The 16,943-nt window shown below is 63.6% G+C and carries 14 protein-coding genes; 1 reads left to right on the top strand and 13 read right to left on the bottom strand.

Going from position 1 to position 16,943, the window contains the following annotated elements:
- Positions 1–164: 164 nt before the first annotated feature.
- A complete protein-coding gene (gene alaS, locus CAG18_RS16210; RefSeq protein WP_085721190.1) occupies positions 165–2,789 on the bottom strand; it encodes an alanine--tRNA ligase in 2,625 nt (874 codons plus the stop codon).
- Between the two features lie 265 nt (positions 2,790–3,054).
- On the opposite strand from alaS, the gene CAG18_RS16205 reads away from it, so the two are divergent.
- Complete coding sequence (locus CAG18_RS16205) at positions 3,055–4,335, top strand: M91 family zinc metallopeptidase (protein ID WP_085721189.1); 1,281 nt, start codon at positions 3,055–3,057, stop codon at positions 4,333–4,335.
- Between the two features lie 21 nt (positions 4,336–4,356).
- On the opposite strand, the gene astE is transcribed toward CAG18_RS16205, so the two are convergent.
- From astE to CAG18_RS16145, 12 genes are all read right to left on the bottom strand, one after another.
- A complete protein-coding gene (gene astE / locus CAG18_RS16200) occupies positions 4,357–5,364 on the bottom strand; it encodes a succinylglutamate desuccinylase (protein ID WP_015271265.1) in 1,008 nt (335 codons plus the stop codon).
- 10 nt (positions 5,365–5,374) lie between these two features.
- Positions 5,375–5,665 carry a topoisomerase II gene (locus tag CAG18_RS16195; RefSeq protein WP_003256592.1) on the bottom strand — a complete coding sequence of 97 codons (291 nt, stop codon included), beginning with the start codon at positions 5,663–5,665 and terminating at the stop codon, positions 5,375–5,377.
- A gap of 14 nt (positions 5,666–5,679) precedes the next feature.
- Positions 5,680–7,029: an N-succinylarginine dihydrolase gene (gene astB, locus CAG18_RS16190; RefSeq protein WP_015271266.1), complete on the bottom strand. Its 1,350-nt coding sequence runs from the start codon at positions 7,027–7,029 to the stop codon at positions 5,680–5,682.
- 23 nt (positions 7,030–7,052) lie between these two features.
- Positions 7,053–8,516, bottom strand: a complete 1,464-nt coding sequence (astD, locus tag CAG18_RS16185) for a succinylglutamate-semialdehyde dehydrogenase (protein WP_039612610.1) — start codon at positions 8,514–8,516, stop codon at positions 7,053–7,055.
- Positions 8,517–9,545 carry an arginine N-succinyltransferase gene (gene astA / locus CAG18_RS16180; RefSeq protein WP_013973651.1) on the bottom strand — a complete coding sequence of 343 codons (1,029 nt, stop codon included), beginning with the start codon at positions 9,543–9,545 and terminating at the stop codon, positions 8,517–8,519.
- Positions 9,546–9,623: 78 nt separating this feature from the next.
- On the bottom strand, positions 9,624–10,643 hold the full coding sequence (gene aruF / locus CAG18_RS16175) for an arginine/ornithine succinyltransferase subunit alpha (protein ID WP_085721188.1): 1,020 nt from the start codon (positions 10,641–10,643) through the stop codon (positions 9,624–9,626).
- Between the two features lie 147 nt (positions 10,644–10,790).
- Entirely contained in the window at positions 10,791–12,011 is a 1,221-nt protein-coding gene (locus tag CAG18_RS16170; RefSeq protein WP_015271268.1) for an aspartate aminotransferase family protein, read from the bottom strand.
- Between the two features lie 548 nt (positions 12,012–12,559).
- The gene (argR, locus tag CAG18_RS16165; protein WP_054573802.1) at positions 12,560–13,540 is read right to left on the bottom strand and encodes a transcriptional regulator ArgR; all 981 of its coding nucleotides are present in this window, start codon (positions 13,538–13,540) and stop codon (positions 12,560–12,562) included.
- Between the two features lie 98 nt (positions 13,541–13,638).
- Entirely contained in the window at positions 13,639–14,403 is a 765-nt protein-coding gene (locus CAG18_RS16160; protein WP_025340127.1) for an ABC transporter ATP-binding protein, read from the bottom strand.
- A 22-nt stretch (positions 14,404–14,425) separates the two neighbouring features.
- Positions 14,426–15,124 carry an ABC transporter permease gene (locus tag CAG18_RS16155; RefSeq protein WP_003260115.1) on the bottom strand — a complete coding sequence of 233 codons (699 nt, stop codon included), beginning with the start codon at positions 15,122–15,124 and terminating at the stop codon, positions 14,426–14,428.
- Positions 15,121–15,810 carry an ABC transporter permease gene (locus CAG18_RS16150; protein WP_003260113.1) on the bottom strand — a complete coding sequence of 230 codons (690 nt, stop codon included), beginning with the start codon at positions 15,808–15,810 and terminating at the stop codon, positions 15,121–15,123. The genes CAG18_RS16155 and CAG18_RS16150 overlap by 4 nt, the downstream gene beginning before the upstream one ends.
- Before the next feature lie 88 nt (positions 15,811–15,898).
- Positions 15,899–16,684 (bottom strand): ABC transporter substrate-binding protein, encoded by a 786-nt coding sequence (locus CAG18_RS16145; protein WP_085721187.1) that lies wholly within the window; start codon positions 16,682–16,684, stop codon positions 15,899–15,901.
- Positions 16,685–16,943 lie beyond the last annotated feature (259 nt).

Genomic DNA, 16,943 nt, shown 5'->3' with positions numbered 1-16,943 from the left:
ATTCTTGCACCCAAATTCGGCACCAGGATTCGCCTCGCTGCGTTGCCACTCCTCGCCGTAGCCCGGCTACGACTCGTCGCGGCGCCTTGCGCGGCAAACCCTGGCACTCGAATTTGAGCGCAAGAATTAGCCGTACAGGCCACTAGACCGCCGGCCCCCTCATCTCAAAGTCCCTGCTCTGCGAATGGCACGGCCAGCGCCAGGGCCTGGTCCAGTGCGGCGACGTCGACGCCGCCACCCTGAGCCATGTCCGGACGACCACCGCCCTTGCCACCCACCGCCGCAGCGGCTTGTTTCATCAGATCGCCAGCCTTGAGTTGGCTGGAGAGGTCCTTGGTCACGCCGGCCACCAGCACAACCTTGCCCTCATGCTCGCTGCCCAGCAGGATCACTGCGTGGCCGAGCTTGTTCTTCAGCTGATCGACCAGCGCCAGCAGTGCCTTGCCGTCCTGTCCATCCAGGCGGGCGGCGAGCACCTTGGCGCCCTTGACCTCAACGGCCGCGTTGGAGAGATCATCCCCGGCGGCGCTGGCGGCCTTGGCCTGCAGCTGTTCCAGCTGCTTCTCCAGCTGGCGGTTGCGCTCGAGCACAGCCGACAGCTTGTCGATCAGGTTGTCGCGGTTACCCTTCACCAGCTGCGCGGCTTCCTTGACCTGCTCTTCGGCAGCGTTCAGGTAGGCCAGCGCAGCAGCGCCGGTGACCGCTTCGATACGGCGCACGCCAGAGGCCACGCCGCCTTCGCTGATGATCTTGAACAGGCTGATGTCACCGGTGCGCTTGGCGTGGATACCGCCGCACAGCTCCACCGAGAAATCGCCGCCCATGCTCAGCACACGCACGGTGTCGCCGTACTTCTCGCCGAACAGCGCCATGGCACCCTTGGCCTTGGCGGTTTCGATGTCGGTCAGTTCGGTTTCCACCGCAGTGTTCTTGCGCACTTCACGGTTGACGATGTCTTCCAGGGCCTTGATCTGCTCCGGTTTCACCGCCTCGAAGTGGCTGAAGTCAAAACGCAGGCGCTGGCTGTCGACCAGCGAGCCTTTCTGCTGTACGTGTTCGCCCAGTACCTGGCGCAGCGCTTCGTGCAGCAGGTGGGTGGCGGAGTGGTTCAGCGAGGTGGCGTGCTGCACGTCGGCATCGACCTTGGCCTCGACCGGGGAGCCGATCACCAGCGCACCGCTGGCAACCACGCCGTGGTGCAGGAAGGCACCACCGGTCTTGGTGGTGTCGCGCACGTCGAAGCGCGCAGCGCCAGCCTGCAGGTAGCCGGTGTCGCCCACCTGGCCACCGGATTCGGCGTAGAACGGCGTGCGGTCGAGCACGACCACGCCCTGCTCGCCTTCACCCAGCTGGTCGACGGCCTGGCCGTCCTTGTACAGGGCGATGATCTTGCCCTGGCCTTCGGTGGCCTCGTAGCCGAGGAACTCGGTGGCGCTGTCGACCTTGACCAGGCTGTTGTAGTCCATGCCGAAGGCGCTGGCGGAACGGGCACGTTCACGCTGGGCGTCCATCTCGCGCTCGAAACCGGCTTCGTCGATGGTCAGCTCGCGCTCACGGGCGATGTCGGCGGTCAGGTCCACCGGGAAGCCGTAGGTGTCGTACAGCTTGAACACCACGTCGCCCGGCACCACATCACCCTCGAGCTGGGCCAGGTCCTGCTCAAGGATGCGCAGGCCCTGCTCCAGGGTCTTGGCGAACTGTTCTTCTTCAGCCTTGAGCACGCGCTCGATGTGCGCCTGCTGGCTGTTCAGTTCCGGGAAGGCCTCGCCCATTTCAGCGACCAGCGCGGCAACGATCTGGTAGAAGAAGCTGCCTTTGGCGCCCAGCTTGTTACCGTGGCGGCAGGCGCGGCGAATGATGCGGCGCAGCACGTAGCCACGGCCTTCGTTGGACGGCAGCACGCCGTCGGCGATCAGGAAGCCGCACGAACGGATGTGGTCGGCGACCACTTTCAGCGAGGCCTGGCCCTCATTGCTGCAACCGATGGCCTTGGCCGCGGCCGACAGCAGGTTCTGGAACAGGTCGATCTCGTAGTTCGAGTGCACGTGCTGCAGCACGGCGCTGACGCGCTCCAGGCCCATGCCGGTGTCCACAGACGGCGCTGGCAGCGGGTGCAGCACGCCGTCGGCGGTGCGGTTGAACTGCATGAAGACGTTGTTCCAGATCTCGATGTAGCGATCGCCGTCTTCTTCCGGGGAGCCGGGCGGGCCGCCCCAGATGTCCGGGCCGTGGTCGTAGAAGATCTCGGTGCACGGGCCGCATGGGCCGGTGTCGCCCATGGTCCAGAAGTTGTCGGAAGCGTACGGGGCGCCCTTGTTGTCGCCGATGCGCACCATGCGCTCGGCCGGCACGCCGACTTCCTTGGTCCAGATATCGTAGGCTTCGTCGTCAGTGGCGTAGACGGTGACCCAGAGCTTTTCCTTGGGCAGGTTCAGCCATTTTTCCGAAGTCAGGAAGGTCCAGGCGAAAGTGATCGCGTCGCGCTTGAAGTAGTCACCGAAGCTGAAGTTGCCCAGCATTTCGAAGAAGGTGTGGTGACGCGCGGTGTAACCGACGTTTTCCAGGTCGTTGTGCTTGCCACCTGCGCGCACGCACTTCTGGCTACTGACGGCACGCGTGTAGGCACGCTTCTCCGCACCGAGGAAGCAGTCCTTGAACTGGTTCATGCCGGCATTGGTGAACAGCAGGGTCGGGTCGTTGTTCGGGATCAGCGAACTGGAGGCGACTCGGGTATGTCCCTGCTCTTCGAAGAAGCGAAGGAAGGCTTCACGGATTTCTGCGCTTTTCATAGGTTCTTCCACGGAAACGGCGGCCGTTTGGGCTAATACGTCGAATCGACGAAACGACGGCAAAGGGCGCCATTATATCCAGCCTGAACGGGAGATACAGTGTGTTTGTACACCAGAACAGCAATCGGCGGATGAAAAGCCGTTCATTAGCACGACCAGAGCGGAAAAGCAGACCTGCGGGCCCACCCATGCGGTACATAAGCAACACCTGACCCGGGCAGTGGAACGGGATCCTGCCGGCCCACCCTCGCTGCCGGAGCACTCCATGCCTGAGCTGAACATATCCAAACTCCACTCGGACCCGCATCCGCTACCCCACGGCATCATGCAGGCCAACCCGAGACCGATCTACTACATCGACGCCCGGGAACCCGGCCACTCGCAAACCGCCTTCGACAATAACGAAGACAACCCTCGGCAGCAGACCGAGGTCAAGTACATCCAGGCCGACGAAAATGTGCGAATCACCCTCGAACGCGCCTATCCATTGGGGCGGCGCTATCGCCGCAGCACCCCGAACAGCGAGTTGCTGGTCTTCAACGTGGCCCCGCGTGCGCTGCGCGCGAATGAACAGCAAAAGCGCGTACGTATCGCCCCGCGCGAATGCCTGCTGGAAGTGACCATCAACGATGCGGTATTCATGGTCCCCGCGCATACCGCCCAAGCCATTGCCATTCGCCTCACCGATGGCAATCACCACGTGGTCATAGCCCCGGAGGTGAAGAAGACGGTGCTGATCGACATGATAGGGACCGGCAACAGGATCGAGACCGGCGCAGGTATCGTCCACATCGACGCCCATACCGGCACGCACCAGATTGTGGTCGGTAGCGGCCCGGTACTCATCGACAAGGGCGACGCGGTTGTCAACGCCACGGGGCACCGCCTGCTTGGCCGCGAGTCATCCAGGGTCGAGTTCTACCGCAATGCCGAAAACGATGCACGACTGGCCCGGCCCGTGATGGCCGAACATCAGGCCCTGGGCAATATCGGCGTGCGAGTGACGGGTAGCGACCAATTCAGCCAAGCGGCAGAGGATGCGCTGGAACTGCTGCGCAAACTACCCTGTGGCCAGGCGCTACTGGCGGCCCTGGATAAAAAGGCCGGGCAGTCCGGAGCCCCGATCAGCGTGATCGAAGCAGCCAGACACCAATTCACGACCTATACACCCAGCGACCACGAAGAAGATGAAGACGAAGGCCACTTCATCATCGACGAAAACCAGAGTAGCTGGGGATACAGCGGCGGCACACTGGCATACAACCCAGGCTGGTCGACCGCTGCGCAACTGCCACTGCTCGACCTGTACCGCTGCCTGTGCCAAGGCTGGAACTCGATGTCAGGCACCGTCTTTCCGGGCCAGACCGAGGTTCAAGGCAAAAACGGCGCCTATCCGGTGGACAACCTGCTGCTACAGAGCATCGGCTTGCCCACCGATTGCAGGTTCACATTCGGCGGCAGCACCGCCCTGAACACCAACCCACCCGCCTTCACTGAAAACGGGCTGCGTCAGGCGTTGCAACTGGAGCTGCGCACACAGCCGTGAACCCAGGCTATCGGGGCCAGCTCAGCCTAATCGCTGGCCGGAGTCGGGAACGATCAGAATCCCCGCCCTGAGGCCATTCTTGACCTTGGGGTTGGGGAAGATGATGCGCGCGCCCTCCTCCTCGACCACCCAACGCGTCTCGGCCAGGTCCTCGGCCAGCAAGTAGCCCTTGCTCAGCTCGGAGAAGTTCTCGATGTCTGCAGGCAGGTGCAGGTGGAAGCTGTCGCTGTGCTTGATGATCTCGCGGGAAACGCTGAACAGCTGCAGGCCATCCAGCGAGCCTTCGCCTTCGGGCTCGGTGTTTTCGATGATGCTGATCAGCCGCTCCTCCAGCTTGTCGAGGTTGACCTCCTCGTTCTGGCCGAACGGGCGGGCCTTGCCCAACTCCAGGGTGAAGGCTTCGGCCTCCAACTGCTCGTAGGTGAAGGCGCTGAAAGTGATGGAAGACTTGCTCTGCAGCAACACCGCCTCCATGCCCGCCGCCGCCAGGCGTGCCAGCTCGCGACGGGAATGCTTGCGCCCCTCTTTATAAGGGTACAAGGCGAACTGCTCGATCTTCGAGCCGCGGATGGCGGTATGCAAGTCGTAGTGCAGGCGGCTGCGCCCCGCCTTGCTGAAGAACACCCGGGCGAACTGTTCCAGCTCGGCGGCACGCAATGCCTCGAAGCCACTGGACAGCTCGTGGCGGCCGTTGAACAGGCGGTTGATGTCCTGCTCGATGAAGCGCTCGCCCTTGCGGATCGCTGCGGGGTTGCCAAACAGGAAAAGCACCCGGGCCTTGGGTTTGATCTTGCCGTTGGCCACGCCATGCAGCAGCCGCTCGAGCAACTCGATCGGCGCCGTTTCGTTGCCGTGGATGCCGGCGGACAGCAGCAGGTCCAGCCCGCAATCCTCGTTTTCGGCCGGGCGCACTTCGAGCGCGCCCTCCCCCAGCCAGCGCAAACGCGCGCCCTTGGGTGTCACTTGGGTCTTCTCGGCCGGTTCGTGATCGGTGAGGGTCAGCTCAAGCAATTTGCCAAGGGCGAGCATAGGTACTTCCTTAGTGGTGGTGGCCGCAATCGGGGCCATGGACGTGATCGTCGTCTTCGCCGACCTCCGCCGGTTCCATTTCCAGCTGCAGGCTGACCAGGTTGGTGGCCATCGGGCGCAGCAGCAGGTTGGCGTACTCGGTGTCGTCTTCCTCGACATCCACGCCGATCAGCAGCTGGCCACGACCATCCTGCTGAATCCACACTTCCTTGCCTTGCCAGACGACGGCAAAGCGGGTGCAGGAAGTTTCCAGCTGGGTGCCGTCTTCATCTTCCAGGATAAGGCGCAGGGCGTCGGTCATTGCAAAGTCTCTCTTCAAGGTTGGCGTTGGAACGGATACACCGAGCCCAACTTCAGGATCTGGGTCAATTCGTCCAGTGCCGTACGGCATTCCACCAGCAATTGCGGGTCGGCCAGGTCCGCCTCGCCAAGGCGATCGCGGTAATGCTTGTCGACCCACTGCAACAGGGTGTCGTACAGCGAGGCGGTCATGATAACGCCTTGGTTGACCGCTGCCAGTTCCGTTTCCTTCAACGCCACGCGCAAACGCAGGCAAGCCGGCCCACCGCCGTTCTGCATGCTCTGCTTGAGGTCGAACACTTTCACCTCCCGCACCGGGCCGCCCTGGCTGGTCAACTGGCCCAGATAGGCCCAGACCCGCTCGTTGTTGCGGCACTCTTCCGGCACCACCAGCAGCATGGAGCCGTCGTCGCGGCTGAGCAACTGGCTGTTGAACAGGTATGAACGCACTGCGTCCTCTACCGTCACCGCCGCCCGCGGCACGCAGATGGCCTGGAAGTTGCCACCCTTGCTGGCCAGTTTAGCTCGCAGCTGGCCAAGTACCGCGTCCGTCTCGAGGAAAGCGTCCTCGTGGTAGAACAGCACCTCGCCGTTGCCCACCGCAATCACATCGTTGTGGAACACGCCCTGGTCGATCACCGCCGGGTTCTGTTGAGCGTAGACCACGCCGTCATCGCCCAGACCATGCAGCCGGGCCACGGCCTGGGAGGCTTCCAGGGTCTGCCGGGCCGGGTACTTCTGCGGCGCCGGGTAGCGGCTGTCGAAGGCGCTGCGGCCGTAGACGAAGAACTCCACGCCGGCCTCGCCATAGGTACGGCAGAAGCGCGTGTGGTTGGCCGCCCCCTCGTCACCGAACTGTGCCACGGCAGGCAGTGCCGCGTGGTGGGCAAAGTGCTTGTCGTTGCTGAACATGGCCCCCAGTACGCGGCTGGTGGTCGGGTGCTCGATGCTGCGGTGGTACTTGCAGTTGAGGTTGGCAGCAGTGAAATGCACGCGGCCATCGGCAGTGTCGGCACTGGGGCTGACCGTGGCGGCGTTGGCCACCCACATGCTCGAAGCCGAGCAACTGGCCACCAGCAATGGCATGGCCTCCTTGGCGGCACGCTGGATCACTTCGGCATCGCTGCCGCTGAAGCCCAGGCGGCGCAGTGCAGCCACGTCCGGGCGCTCCTGCGGCGCCAGCACGCCCTGCTTGAAGCCCATGTCGGCCAGCGCTTTCATCTTCGCCAGGCCCTGGCGCGCGGCTTCGCGCGGGTTGGAACCCTGCTGGCTGTTGCTCTGCGAAGCCACGTTGCCGTAGGACAGGCCGCCATAGTTGTGGGTAGGCCCCACCAGGCCATCAAAATTCACTTCGTAGGATTTCATCGGCTAGGCTCCGTGACCTGTTGTTATAGGGTGACGCCCGGCGTCAAGGTTGCCGGCAAGGCAAGGCTGGCGGTCTCCAGCGAAGCCACGGGGTAAGCGCAGTAGTCCGCTGCGTAATAGGCGCTGGCGCGGTGGTTGCCACTGGCACCCACGCCGCCGAACGGCGCACTGCTGGCGGCACCGGTCAGTTGCTTGTTCCAGTTGACGATGCCGGCGCGGCTGCGCAGCCAGAAGTACTGGTAACGGGCGTGGGAGTCGGACAGCAAGCCGGCGGCCAGGCCGTACTGGGTGTTGTTGGCCTCATCGATGGCGGCATCGAAGTCGGCATAGCGGATCACCTGTAGCAGCGGGCCGAAGAACTCTTCGTCCGGGCGCTCGGCCACAGCGGTGACATCGACAATGCCCGGGGTCAGCAGTGCGGCATCGGCCTGTGGCTGGGTCATTTCCAGCAGCTTCACGGCGCCCTTGGCGACCAGTTCGGCCTGGGCCGCAATTAGCGCCCGCGCCGCCTGCAGCGAGATCACCGAACCCATGAACGGCGCCGGCTGCTGGTCGAACGCCCCGACCGTGATGGATCTGCTCACCTCGACCAGGCGCGCGATCAGCGCATCACCCCAAGCGCCTTGCGGCACCAGCAGACGACGGGCGCAGGTGCAGCGCTGGCCGGCGGAAATGAACGCCGACTGGATAATGGTGTACACCGCCGCATCGAGGTCCTTGACCTCGTCCACCACCAGCGGGTTGTTACCGCCCATTTCCAGGGCCAGGATCTTGTCCGGGCGGCCGGCGAACTGCTGGTGCAGCAGGTTCCCGGTGCGGCTGGAGCCAGTGAAGAACAAGCCATCGATACCTGGGTTGGCGGCCAGCGCCACACCCGTTTCGCGCGCACCCTGCACCAGGTTGAGCACACCCGCCGGCAGCCCGGCGGCAATCCAGCAATTGACGGTCAGTTCGGCCACCTTGGGCGTCAGCTCACTGGGCTTGAACACCACGCAGTTGCCAGCCAGCAGCGCTGGCACGATATGGCCGTTGGGCAGGTGACCAGGGAAGTTGTACGGGCCGAACACCGCCACCACGCCATGGGGCTTGTGCCGCAGCACGGCCGTGGCATCGGCCAGCGGGCCGCTCTTCTCGCCGGTGCGCTCGCGGTAGCTCTGCACCGAGATCGCGACCTTGTTGATCATGCTGGTGACTTCGGTCGCCGACTCCCACAGGGGCTTGCCGGTTTCCTCGCCGATGCACTGGGCCATGGCTTCGGCATGCGCTTTCAGTTGCGCGGCGAACTTCTCCAGCACATCGATACGCGCCTCCAGGCTCAATTGCGCCCAGGCCGGGAAGGCCTGACGCGCAGCCTGCACGGCGGCACCCACCTGGCTGGCGTCAGCGCCCTGCCCCTGCCAGACGACGGCTTGCGTCACCGGGTTGAGCGACTGCAGGGTTTCGCCCTGGCCAACCTGCCAATTGCCTGCGATGTAATGCGTGGTCATTTACTGGGCCTCCCGGCTTGCCGACAGCGGCACGGCGCGCACGTTGTCGCCGGCGCCCATGCGCAGGCGCTTGGCGGTCAAGGGGTCGACCACCAGGGTACCGGCAGCCAGCCGCGCAGGTGCGGCCGTGATGCGGCAGTCGTCGCGCTTGCGGTTGTGGATGATGTAAGGCGTCGCGTCATCGCCCGGCGTGCCCACCGCCAGCACCAGGGTCTGGCTCTCGCGCACGGCGCGGATCCTGGAGGTGTCGCACTCGATGGCGGGGCCGGCGTCGAAGATGTCGACGTAGCCCTGGTAGTTGAAGCCTTCCTGCTTGAGCATGGCCAGCGCCGGCTCGGTGTCCTTGTGCACGCGGCCGATCACGTTGCGCGCCGCCTCGGACAGGAAGCAGGTGTACAGCGGGAACTTCGGCATGAGTTCGGCAATGAACGACTTGTTGCCCACGCCGGTGAGGTAGTCGGCCTGGCTGAACTCCATCTTGAAGAAGTGCCGGCCCAGACTTTCCCAGAACGGCGAGCGGCCCTGCTCGTCGGACATGCCGCGCATTTCGGCGATGATCTTCTTGCCGAACAGCTCGGGGAACTCGGCGATGAACAGCATGCGCGCCCGCGACAGCAGGCGGCCGTTGAGGCCGGAGCGGTAGTCGCTGCGCAGGAACAGCGAGCACAGCTCGGAGTTGCCGGTCAGGTCGTTGGCCAGGAACAGGGTGGGGATTTCGCGGTAGATCTTCAGCTCCTGCGAGGCGCTGACGGTCAGGCCGACCCGATAGTTGTACCAGGGCTCGCGCAGGCCAACGGCACCGGCAATGGCACTGATGCCCACCACCATGCCTTCGTCGTTTTCCAGCACGAACAGGTAGTCGGTGTCGCCACGCTCGGCTTCGCCGCGGAAGCTCTTCTCCGCCCAGCCAACGCGATGCCCCAGGCGCTCTTCGTTGGCCGGCAGCGTGGTCAGCCCGGTGGTACCGGTGCTGCGTGCCAATTCGATCAACGCAGGCAAATCGCTGCTGCGTACAGGACGAACGATCATGCTATCTCCTTTTGCGGCGGCGGCGGCCGGCGCGAAACTCTTCTAACGCATCAATCCCGAAACGTCTGTTGCCAGACCTCAGACCGCAACCAGGCGCACGCTGGCACCCTCGCCCACCCCCAGCGCCTCGGCGACTGCCGGGCTCAGGCTGACCGGCTTGCCGGGCACCCAGTCCAGGTCCAGCAGCACCGCGCGGTAGTCCTGCAACTGGCCGTTGCACACCAGGTACGGGCGCCCGCCCTTGACCGGGGCTTCCTCGAGCCTCACCGGCACAACCCGGCTCTGGGCGATCGAGCGGATACCCGAGGTACGCGCATGCAGGGTCGGGCCACCGTCGAAGATGTCGATGTAGTGCTCGGTCTCGAAGCCTTCGCGCATGAGGATGTCGAAGGTAATCTGCGCCCGCGGGTGCACCTGGCCCATGGCTTCCTGAGCCAGGTCAGGCAGCAGCGGCACGTAGATCGGGTAGTGCGGCATCAGTTCGGCGAGGAAGGTGCGGCTCTTCAGGCCGCACAGGCGCTCGGCGTCGGCGTAGTTGAGGTCGAAGAAGTTGCGACCGATGGCATCCCAGAACGGCGATTCGCCCTGCTCGTCGCTGTAGCCGACGATCTCGGTCACCACCGAGTCGGCGAAACGCTCCGGGTGAGCGGCCATGAACAGCAGGCGGCCACGCGAATTGAGCTCGGCCCAGCCACTGTTCACCAGTTCCGGCAGCACATAGAAGCTGGTCAGCAGGCTGTTGCCGGTCAGGTCATGGCACAGCGACAGCACATGGATCTTGTTGTGGATCTTCAGCTCGCGCGAGGCGTGCACGAAGGTCTCGTTACGAAAGCTGTAGAACGGCTCGGAGTAGCCCGCTGAAGCGACGATGGCCGAGCAACCGGCCAGCTTGCCGGTTTCACTGTCCTCGAGCACGAAGAAGTAGCTTTCTTCACCGTTGAAGCTGACCTCGGCGGCGAAGGAAGTCTCGGATGCGGCGATCTTGTCGCCCAGGCGAGCGGTGTCGTCCGGCAGCGAGGTGACACCAATGGGGCTGTCTGCAGCCATGCGCTGCACTTCGTTCAGATCAGCCATTTGCGCGGGGCGCATCACCAGCATGGTGTCACTCCTTTGGAATACGGGCCGCTCACGGCGGCACGGAAAAACGGCAGATGCACTGGCACCTGCACTGGGATCGGGTATCACCGGCCCGGTACAGACTCGGGCTGAGCCTGCACCGTGGCCGGCAAAGGGACCGCGGGCGGATCAGCCCTTGGTCAGGGTGGCCACGGCGCGCTCGAAGCGGTCCAGGCCTTCGTCGATGTCGGCGTCTTCAACTACCAGGCTTGGCGCGAAGCGGACCACATCCGGGCCGGCCTGCAGCACCATCACGCCTTCTTTCTCGGCGGCGTTGAGCACGTCCTTGGCCTTGCCTTTCCAGGCCTCGGTCAGCACGCAGCCCAGCAGCAGGCCAACGCCACGCACCTGGCTGAACAGGTTGTACTTCTGGCCGATCTGCTCCAGGCGGCCCTTGAAGCGCTCATGCTTGGCCTTGATACCGGCCAGGGTTTCCGGGGTGTTGACCACGTCCAGTACCGCGCAGGCGACGGCGCAGCCCAGCGGGTTGCCGCCGTAGGTGGTGCCGTGGGTGCCGACAGCCAAGTGCTTGGCCAGCTCGGTGGTGGTCAGCATGGCACCGATCGGGAAACCGCCGCCCAGGCTCTTGGCGCTGGTCAGGATGTCCGGGGTAACGCCGTAGTGCTGGTAGGCATACAGCGAACCGGTACGGCCAACGCCGGTCTGCACTTCGTCGAAGATCAACAGGGCGTTGTGCTCGTCACACAGTTTGCGCGCGCCTTCCAGGTAGGCCTTGTCGGCCGGCACCACGCCGCTCTCGCCCTGGATCGGCTCGATCACCACGGCGCAGGTCTTGTCGGAAATCTGTGCCTTCAGCGCTTCCAGGTCGTTGTACGGCACATGGCTGATGCCGGTGATCTTCGGGCCGAAACCATCGGAGTACTTCGGCTGGCCACCGACGCTTACGGTGAACAGGGTACGGCCGTGGAAGCTGTTCACGGTGGCGATGATTTCGTGCTTTTCCGGGCCGAAGCGGTCATGGGCAACACGACGGGCCAGCTTGAAGGCGGCCTCGTTGGACTCAGCGCCGGAATTGCAGAAGAACGCACGGTCGGCAAAGGTGGCGTCCACCAGCTTGTGGGCCAGGCGCAGGGCCGGCTCGTTGGTGAACACGTTGGATACGTGCCAGAGGGTATTGGCCTGCTCGGTCAGGGCCTTGACCAGTGCCGGGTGGCAGTGGCCCAGGGCGTTGACCGCGATGCCACCGGCAAAATCGATCAATTCGCGACCCGACTGGTCCCAGACACGGGAGCCCTCGCCTCGCACAGGAATGAAGGCCGCCGGAGAATAGTTGGGGACCATGACCTGGTCGAAATCGGCACGTTGCACCGGGGCTTGCTCAACGGACATCTGAGTCTCCTGAAGAGGAACGCTGGCCTGGAAGTGGCGAGCGATGGGGGGATTGTAAGGACTGATCCGCGCCTGTCCTTGCGGCCAAGCGACAACTTGTTACAGCGCAAAACCCAGTTTTGACAAGGCTTTCGGCAATGCGACAAACACTGTCGCAATCGCGCAGTGTACGGGAGAGAGGGGGGCTGGGTGAACGGGTGTACACGAAGGTTTGTGAGGGGCTGGTTGCCTGGTGAATCGTGCAGGATGTCCGGCGAGGTTCGTGTGGCGCCTGTGAGATCGAGCGCCGCCCGCGCGGCGCTTCGCAGCACAAGGCTGCTCCTACATCTGTTTCGGGCCAGTTATTCCTGAGGCGAGGGCGCGCGCCCCCTTGGTGTCCACCTAGATATCGCGTCGGGCAACCCAGGCGGTCGCGTGCGATGGTGCAGGCGTGACTGGCCGGAAACAGATGTAGGAGCAGCCTTGTGCTGCGAAGCGCCGCGTGGGCGGCGCTCGATTTCCGCCGCACCATCAAACCCAAGGCATACGCCCCGAACCCCCTCGAAATATCAGCCTTTTTCGGCAGGCGCCGAGCTCAGCTCGAACGGGCTGCTGCTACGCCGCTGGTTGCGGTCCTCCCGCGGCGTTGCGCCAAAGAAGTTGCGGTAGGCACTGGAAAAATGCGGCCCCGAGGAGAAGCCGCAGGACAGCCCGATCTGGATGATCGACTTGCTGGTTTGCATCAGCATCTGCCGCGCCTTGTTCAGCCGCAGCTCCAGGTAATACTGGCTCGGCACACGGTTCAGGTACTGCTTGAAGATGCGCTCCAGCTGCCGGCGCGACACGCACACGTGCTGGGCAATTTCGTCGGTGGTCAGCGGCTCTTCGATGTTGGCTTCCATCAGCAGCACCGCCTGGGTCAGCTTGGGGTGGCTGGAGCCCAGGCGGTTCTGCAGCGGAATACGCTGGCGCTCGCCACCCTCGCGAATGCGCTCGACCACCAGTTCCTCCGACACCGCCCCGGCCAACTCCGCCCCGTGATCACGGGCCAACACTGCCAGCAGCAGGTCGGTCACGGCCATGCCGCCACAAGCGGTCAGGCGATCGCGGTCCCAGTCGAACAGGTGACTGGTGGCGATAACCTTGGGGAAGCGCTCGGCAAAATCATCCTGCCAACGCCAGTGCACCGCAGCCCGGTAACCGTCGAGCAGGCCCAGCATCGCCAGAGGGTAGACCCCGGCCGACAGGCCGCCAATCATGCAGCCACTGCGCGCCAACTGCTTGAGCGCCGTCGACAACGCAGCCCCCACCGCCGGCGGCTGCTCGTCAGCCAACAGGAACAGCTTGTGACACCCCTCCAGGCGACCGTTCCACGGCTCGCCCGGCAAACGCCAGCTACCCTCTTGCGCCGGCTCCGCCTGCAGAAAGACCAGATCGTAGACCACCTCCGGGTGCACCCGCTGCGCCACCTGCAACACTTCCTCGGCCAGCGCCAGGGTCAAGGGCCGGGTGCTGGGCCAAATGAGAAAACCGATTCGCTGGGTGGTCATAGGGTGCGGTCCGAAACCTGAGGTCGTTCGAGTCTGTGCGCCGGGTCAGGCTGCGCTCGCCGCGCAGCATGCCCTATTCTGGTGCAAAAATGCAGCTTTTACTTCAGGCTGCCGGAGAGGAACTGCTTCAGGCGCTCCGACTGCGGGTTGGCCAGCACTTCGCGCGGGCAGCCGGTTTCTTCCACCAGGCCCTTGTGCAGGAACACCAGCTGGTTGGAAACCTCACGGGCAAAGCCCATTTCGTGGGTCACCACCACCATGGTGCGGCCTTCCTGGGCCAGCGCCTGCATCACCTTGAGCACATCGCCCACCAGCTCCGGGTCCAGCGCCGAGGTCGGCTCGTCGAACAGCATGACCTCCGGCTCCATGGCCAGCGCCCGGGCAATTGCCACACGCTGCTGCTCGCCGCCGGACATGTGCCCCGGGAAGGCGTCCTTGCGATGAGCGACACCCACCTTGGCCAGGTAGTGCTCGGCCTTTTCCAGGGCTTCCTTGCGGTTCACGCCCAGCACGTGCACCGGCGCCTCAATGATGTTTTCCAGCGCGGTCATGTGCGACCACAGGTTGAAGTGCTGGAAAACCATCGACAGGCGCGAGCGCATGCGCTGCAGCTGACGCGGGTCGGCGGCCTTGAGCGCGCCGTCCTTGCCCGGTACCAGCTTCAACTCTTCGTTGTTGAGCAGGATCTTGCCGGCGTGCGGCTGCTCCAGCAGGTTGATGCAGCGCAGGAAGGTCGACTTGCCCGAACCGCTGGAGCCGATGATGCTGATGACATCGCCTGCCTTGGCCGACAGGGACACGCCCTTGAGCACTTCATGGCTGCCGTAGCGCTTGTGCAGGTCTTGGACTTCGAGTTTGTACATGCTGTCGATTCTCACAAAGCGGTCAGTGCTTGCGCGGCGCCAGGTAGCCGAGCCAGCGGCGTTCGGCCATCTTGAACAGGCGCACCAGGATGAAGGTCAGGCACAGGTAGAACACGCCCGCCGTGATATAGGCCTCGAAAGGCAGGTAGTACTGGGCATTGACCGTGCGCGCAGCGCCAGTGATGTCGATCAGGGTGACGATCGACGCCAGGCTGGTGGTCTGCAGCATCATGATCACTTCATTGCTGTACTGCGGCAGCGCCCGGCGCAGGGCCGACGGCAGCAGGATGCGCCGGTACATCTTCATGCGCGACATGCCCATGGCCTTGGCCGCCTCGATTTCGCCATGCGGCGTGGCCTTGAGGCTGCCGGCGATGATTTCGGCGGTGTAGGCACTGGTGTTGATGCCGAACGCCAGGCAGGCGCAGAAGGTAGCGCTGGACAGCAGCGGCCACAGGAAGCTTTCGCGCACCGCCTCGAACTGCGCCAGGCCGTAGTAGATCAGGAACAGCTGCACCAGCATCGGCGTGCCGCGGATCACGTAGGTGTAGAGCCACGCCACGAGATTGACCGCTGGCTGCTTGGACACCCGCATCAGGCCCAGCGGAATGGCCGCCAGCAGCCCGAAGAACAGCGAAATCGCCAGCAGCTTGAGGGTGGTCAGCAGGCCGCCGAAGTACATCGGCAGTGCCTCCCAGACGACGTTGTAGTCGAAGATCATAGTTCAGCCACCTTGACGCCCACCGAGTAGCGGCGCTCGAGATACTTCAGGGCCAGCAGCGAGATGCTGGTCAGCACCAGGTACAGGGCCGCCACCGCCAGGAAGAAGGTGAAAGGCTCGCGGGTGGCGTCGGCCGCCTGCTTGGCCTTGAACATCATGTCCTGCAGGCCCACTACCGAAATCAGCGCGGTGGCCTTGGTCAGCACCAGCCAGTTGTTGGTGAAGCCCGGGATCGCCAGGCGAATCATTTGCGGCACCTGGATGCGGAAGAACACCTGGCGGTTGCTCATGCCATACGCCACGCCGGCTTCGGCCTGGCCTTTGGGAATACCGAGGAACGCACCGCGGAAGGTTTCCGACAGGTAGGCACCAAAGATGAAGCCCAGGGTACCGATACCCGCGATCAGCGGATTCAGGTCGATGTAGTCTTCATAACCGAGCAGCGGCGCAACCCGGTTGATGATGTCCTGCCCGCCGTAGAAGATCAGCAGGATCAGTACCAGGTCCGGAATACCACGAATCACCGTGGAATACAGATCGCCCAGCCAGGCCAGCCAGCGCACCGGCGACAAGCGCAGCGCCACACCGATCAGGCCGAGCACGATGGCCAGGGCCATCGACGACAGGGCGAGCTGAAGCGTCAGCCACGCCCCGTCGAGGATGACTGCCCCGTAGCCTTTCAACATGATGAGGTCCTCGACCTAGAGAATGAAAAATGGTGCAAACCTCAGAGCCTCTGCTGTTTGCACCATTGCACAGGTGAAACCCGACGTCTTAGTTCGAGTCTGGACCGTAGATATCGAAGTTGAAGTACTTCTTCTCGATTTCTTTGTACTTGCCGTTGGCACGAATGGCGTCGATGGCAGCGTTGATGCGGTCGACGTTGGCCTTGTCACCCTTGCGCACGGCAATGCCGATGCCGTCACCGAAGTACTTGGCGTCGGTGAAGGCCGGGCCTACGAAGGCGAAGCCCTTGCCGGCGTCGGTCTTGAGGAAGCCGTCTTCCAGCAGGGTGGCGTCGGCCACGGTGCCATCGAGGCGGCCAGCTGCCACGTCCAGGTAGATTTCGTTCTGGGTGCCGTAAGGAACCACGGTGGCACCTTGGGCGCCCAGTACTTCCTTGGCGAAGCGGTCGTGGATCGAGCCGCGCTGCACACCAATCTTCTTGCCCTTGAGCTCATCCAGGCTGTCGCTGACGGCGGTACCTTCCTTCATCACCAGGCGCGCAGGGGTCAGGTAGTAGCGCTTGGTGAAGTCGACCGATTTCTTGCGGTCTTCGGTAATTGACATGGACGACAGGATGGCGTCGATCTTGCGCACTTTCAGCGCCGGGATCAGGCCGTCGAACTCCTGCTCGACCCAGGTGCACTTGGTCTTCATCTCTTCGCACAGGGCGTTGCCGATGTCGTAGTCAAAACCGGCAATGCTGCCGTCTGGCTGCTTGAAGGCGAAGGGTGGGTAGGCGGCTTCGATGCCGATTTTCAGCGGTTTTTCATCGGCCTGCGACACCAGGGAAAACACGGACAGCGCCAGGGCGCCAAGCAGTGCGAGCTTCTTCATCAGGTAACTCCATCGGTACAGGGCAATACAAGGCAGGTAACGGCTGCCCGATATGCGAATGGGTACAACGCGAGCCGCGCAGGGTTCGACCAAGGCCGCAGACCACGAGCGAGTGAGTGGCATTTTAACGACAGCCCGGTAGTCGATATTTCTTCAAAGCGACAACTACTTACAGAAGCGCTTGAAACGGCAACGGGCGATGTTGACAGCCATTGCAAAATATGCAAGAGCGCAAGAAATAGAACCTATAGTACTAGCA

Origin of the sequence: Pseudomonas sp. B22(2017), assembly GCF_002113105.1 — a bacterium.
Lineage (GTDB): Bacteria > Pseudomonadota > Gammaproteobacteria > Pseudomonadales > Pseudomonadaceae > Aquipseudomonas > Aquipseudomonas asiatica.
Note: the sequence above shows the minus strand (reverse complement) of the source record. Positions and strands in the feature narration are given on the sequence as shown.

Excerpts from the sequence above, each read along its gene's own strand:
- astB (WP_015271266.1), bottom strand. The coding sequence starts at position 7,029 with ATGAAATCCTACGAAGTGAATTTTGATGGCCTGGTGGGGCCTACCCAC.
- CAG18_RS16155 (WP_003260115.1), bottom strand. The coding sequence starts at position 15,124 with ATGATCTTCGACTACAACGTCGTCTGGGAGGCACTGCCGATGTACTTC.
- astD (WP_039612610.1), bottom strand. The coding sequence starts at position 8,516 with ATGACCACGCATTACATCGCAGGCAATTGGCAGGTTGGCCAGGGCGAA.
- CAG18_RS16150 (WP_003260113.1), bottom strand. The coding sequence starts at position 15,810 with ATGTTGAAAGGCTACGGGGCAGTCATCCTCGACGGGGCGTGGCTGACG.
- CAG18_RS16195 (WP_003256592.1), bottom strand. The coding sequence starts at position 5,665 with ATGACCGACGCCCTGCGCCTTATCCTGGAAGATGAAGACGGCACCCAG.
- CAG18_RS16145 (WP_085721187.1), bottom strand. The coding sequence starts at position 16,684 with ATGAAGAAGCTCGCACTGCTTGGCGCCCTGGCGCTGTCCGTGTTTTCC.
- alaS (WP_085721190.1), bottom strand. The coding sequence starts at position 2,789 with ATGAAAAGCGCAGAAATCCGTGAAGCCTTCCTTCGCTTCTTCGAAGAG.
- CAG18_RS16160 (WP_025340127.1), bottom strand. The coding sequence starts at position 14,403 with ATGTACAAACTCGAAGTCCAAGACCTGCACAAGCGCTACGGCAGCCAT.
- astE (WP_015271265.1), bottom strand. The coding sequence starts at position 5,364 with ATGCTCGCCCTTGGCAAATTGCTTGAGCTGACCCTCACCGATCACGAA.
- aruF (WP_085721188.1), bottom strand. The coding sequence starts at position 10,643 with ATGCTGGTGATGCGCCCCGCGCAAATGGCTGATCTGAACGAAGTGCAG.
- argR (WP_054573802.1), bottom strand. The coding sequence starts at position 13,540 with ATGACCACCCAGCGAATCGGTTTTCTCATTTGGCCCAGCACCCGGCCC.
- astA (WP_013973651.1), bottom strand. The coding sequence starts at position 9,545 with ATGATCGTTCGTCCTGTACGCAGCAGCGATTTGCCTGCGTTGATCGAA.
- CAG18_RS16205 (WP_085721189.1), top strand. The coding sequence starts at position 3,055 with ATGCCTGAGCTGAACATATCCAAACTCCACTCGGACCCGCATCCGCTA.
- CAG18_RS16170 (WP_015271268.1), bottom strand. The coding sequence starts at position 12,011 with ATGTCCGTTGAGCAAGCCCCGGTGCAACGTGCCGATTTCGACCAGGTC.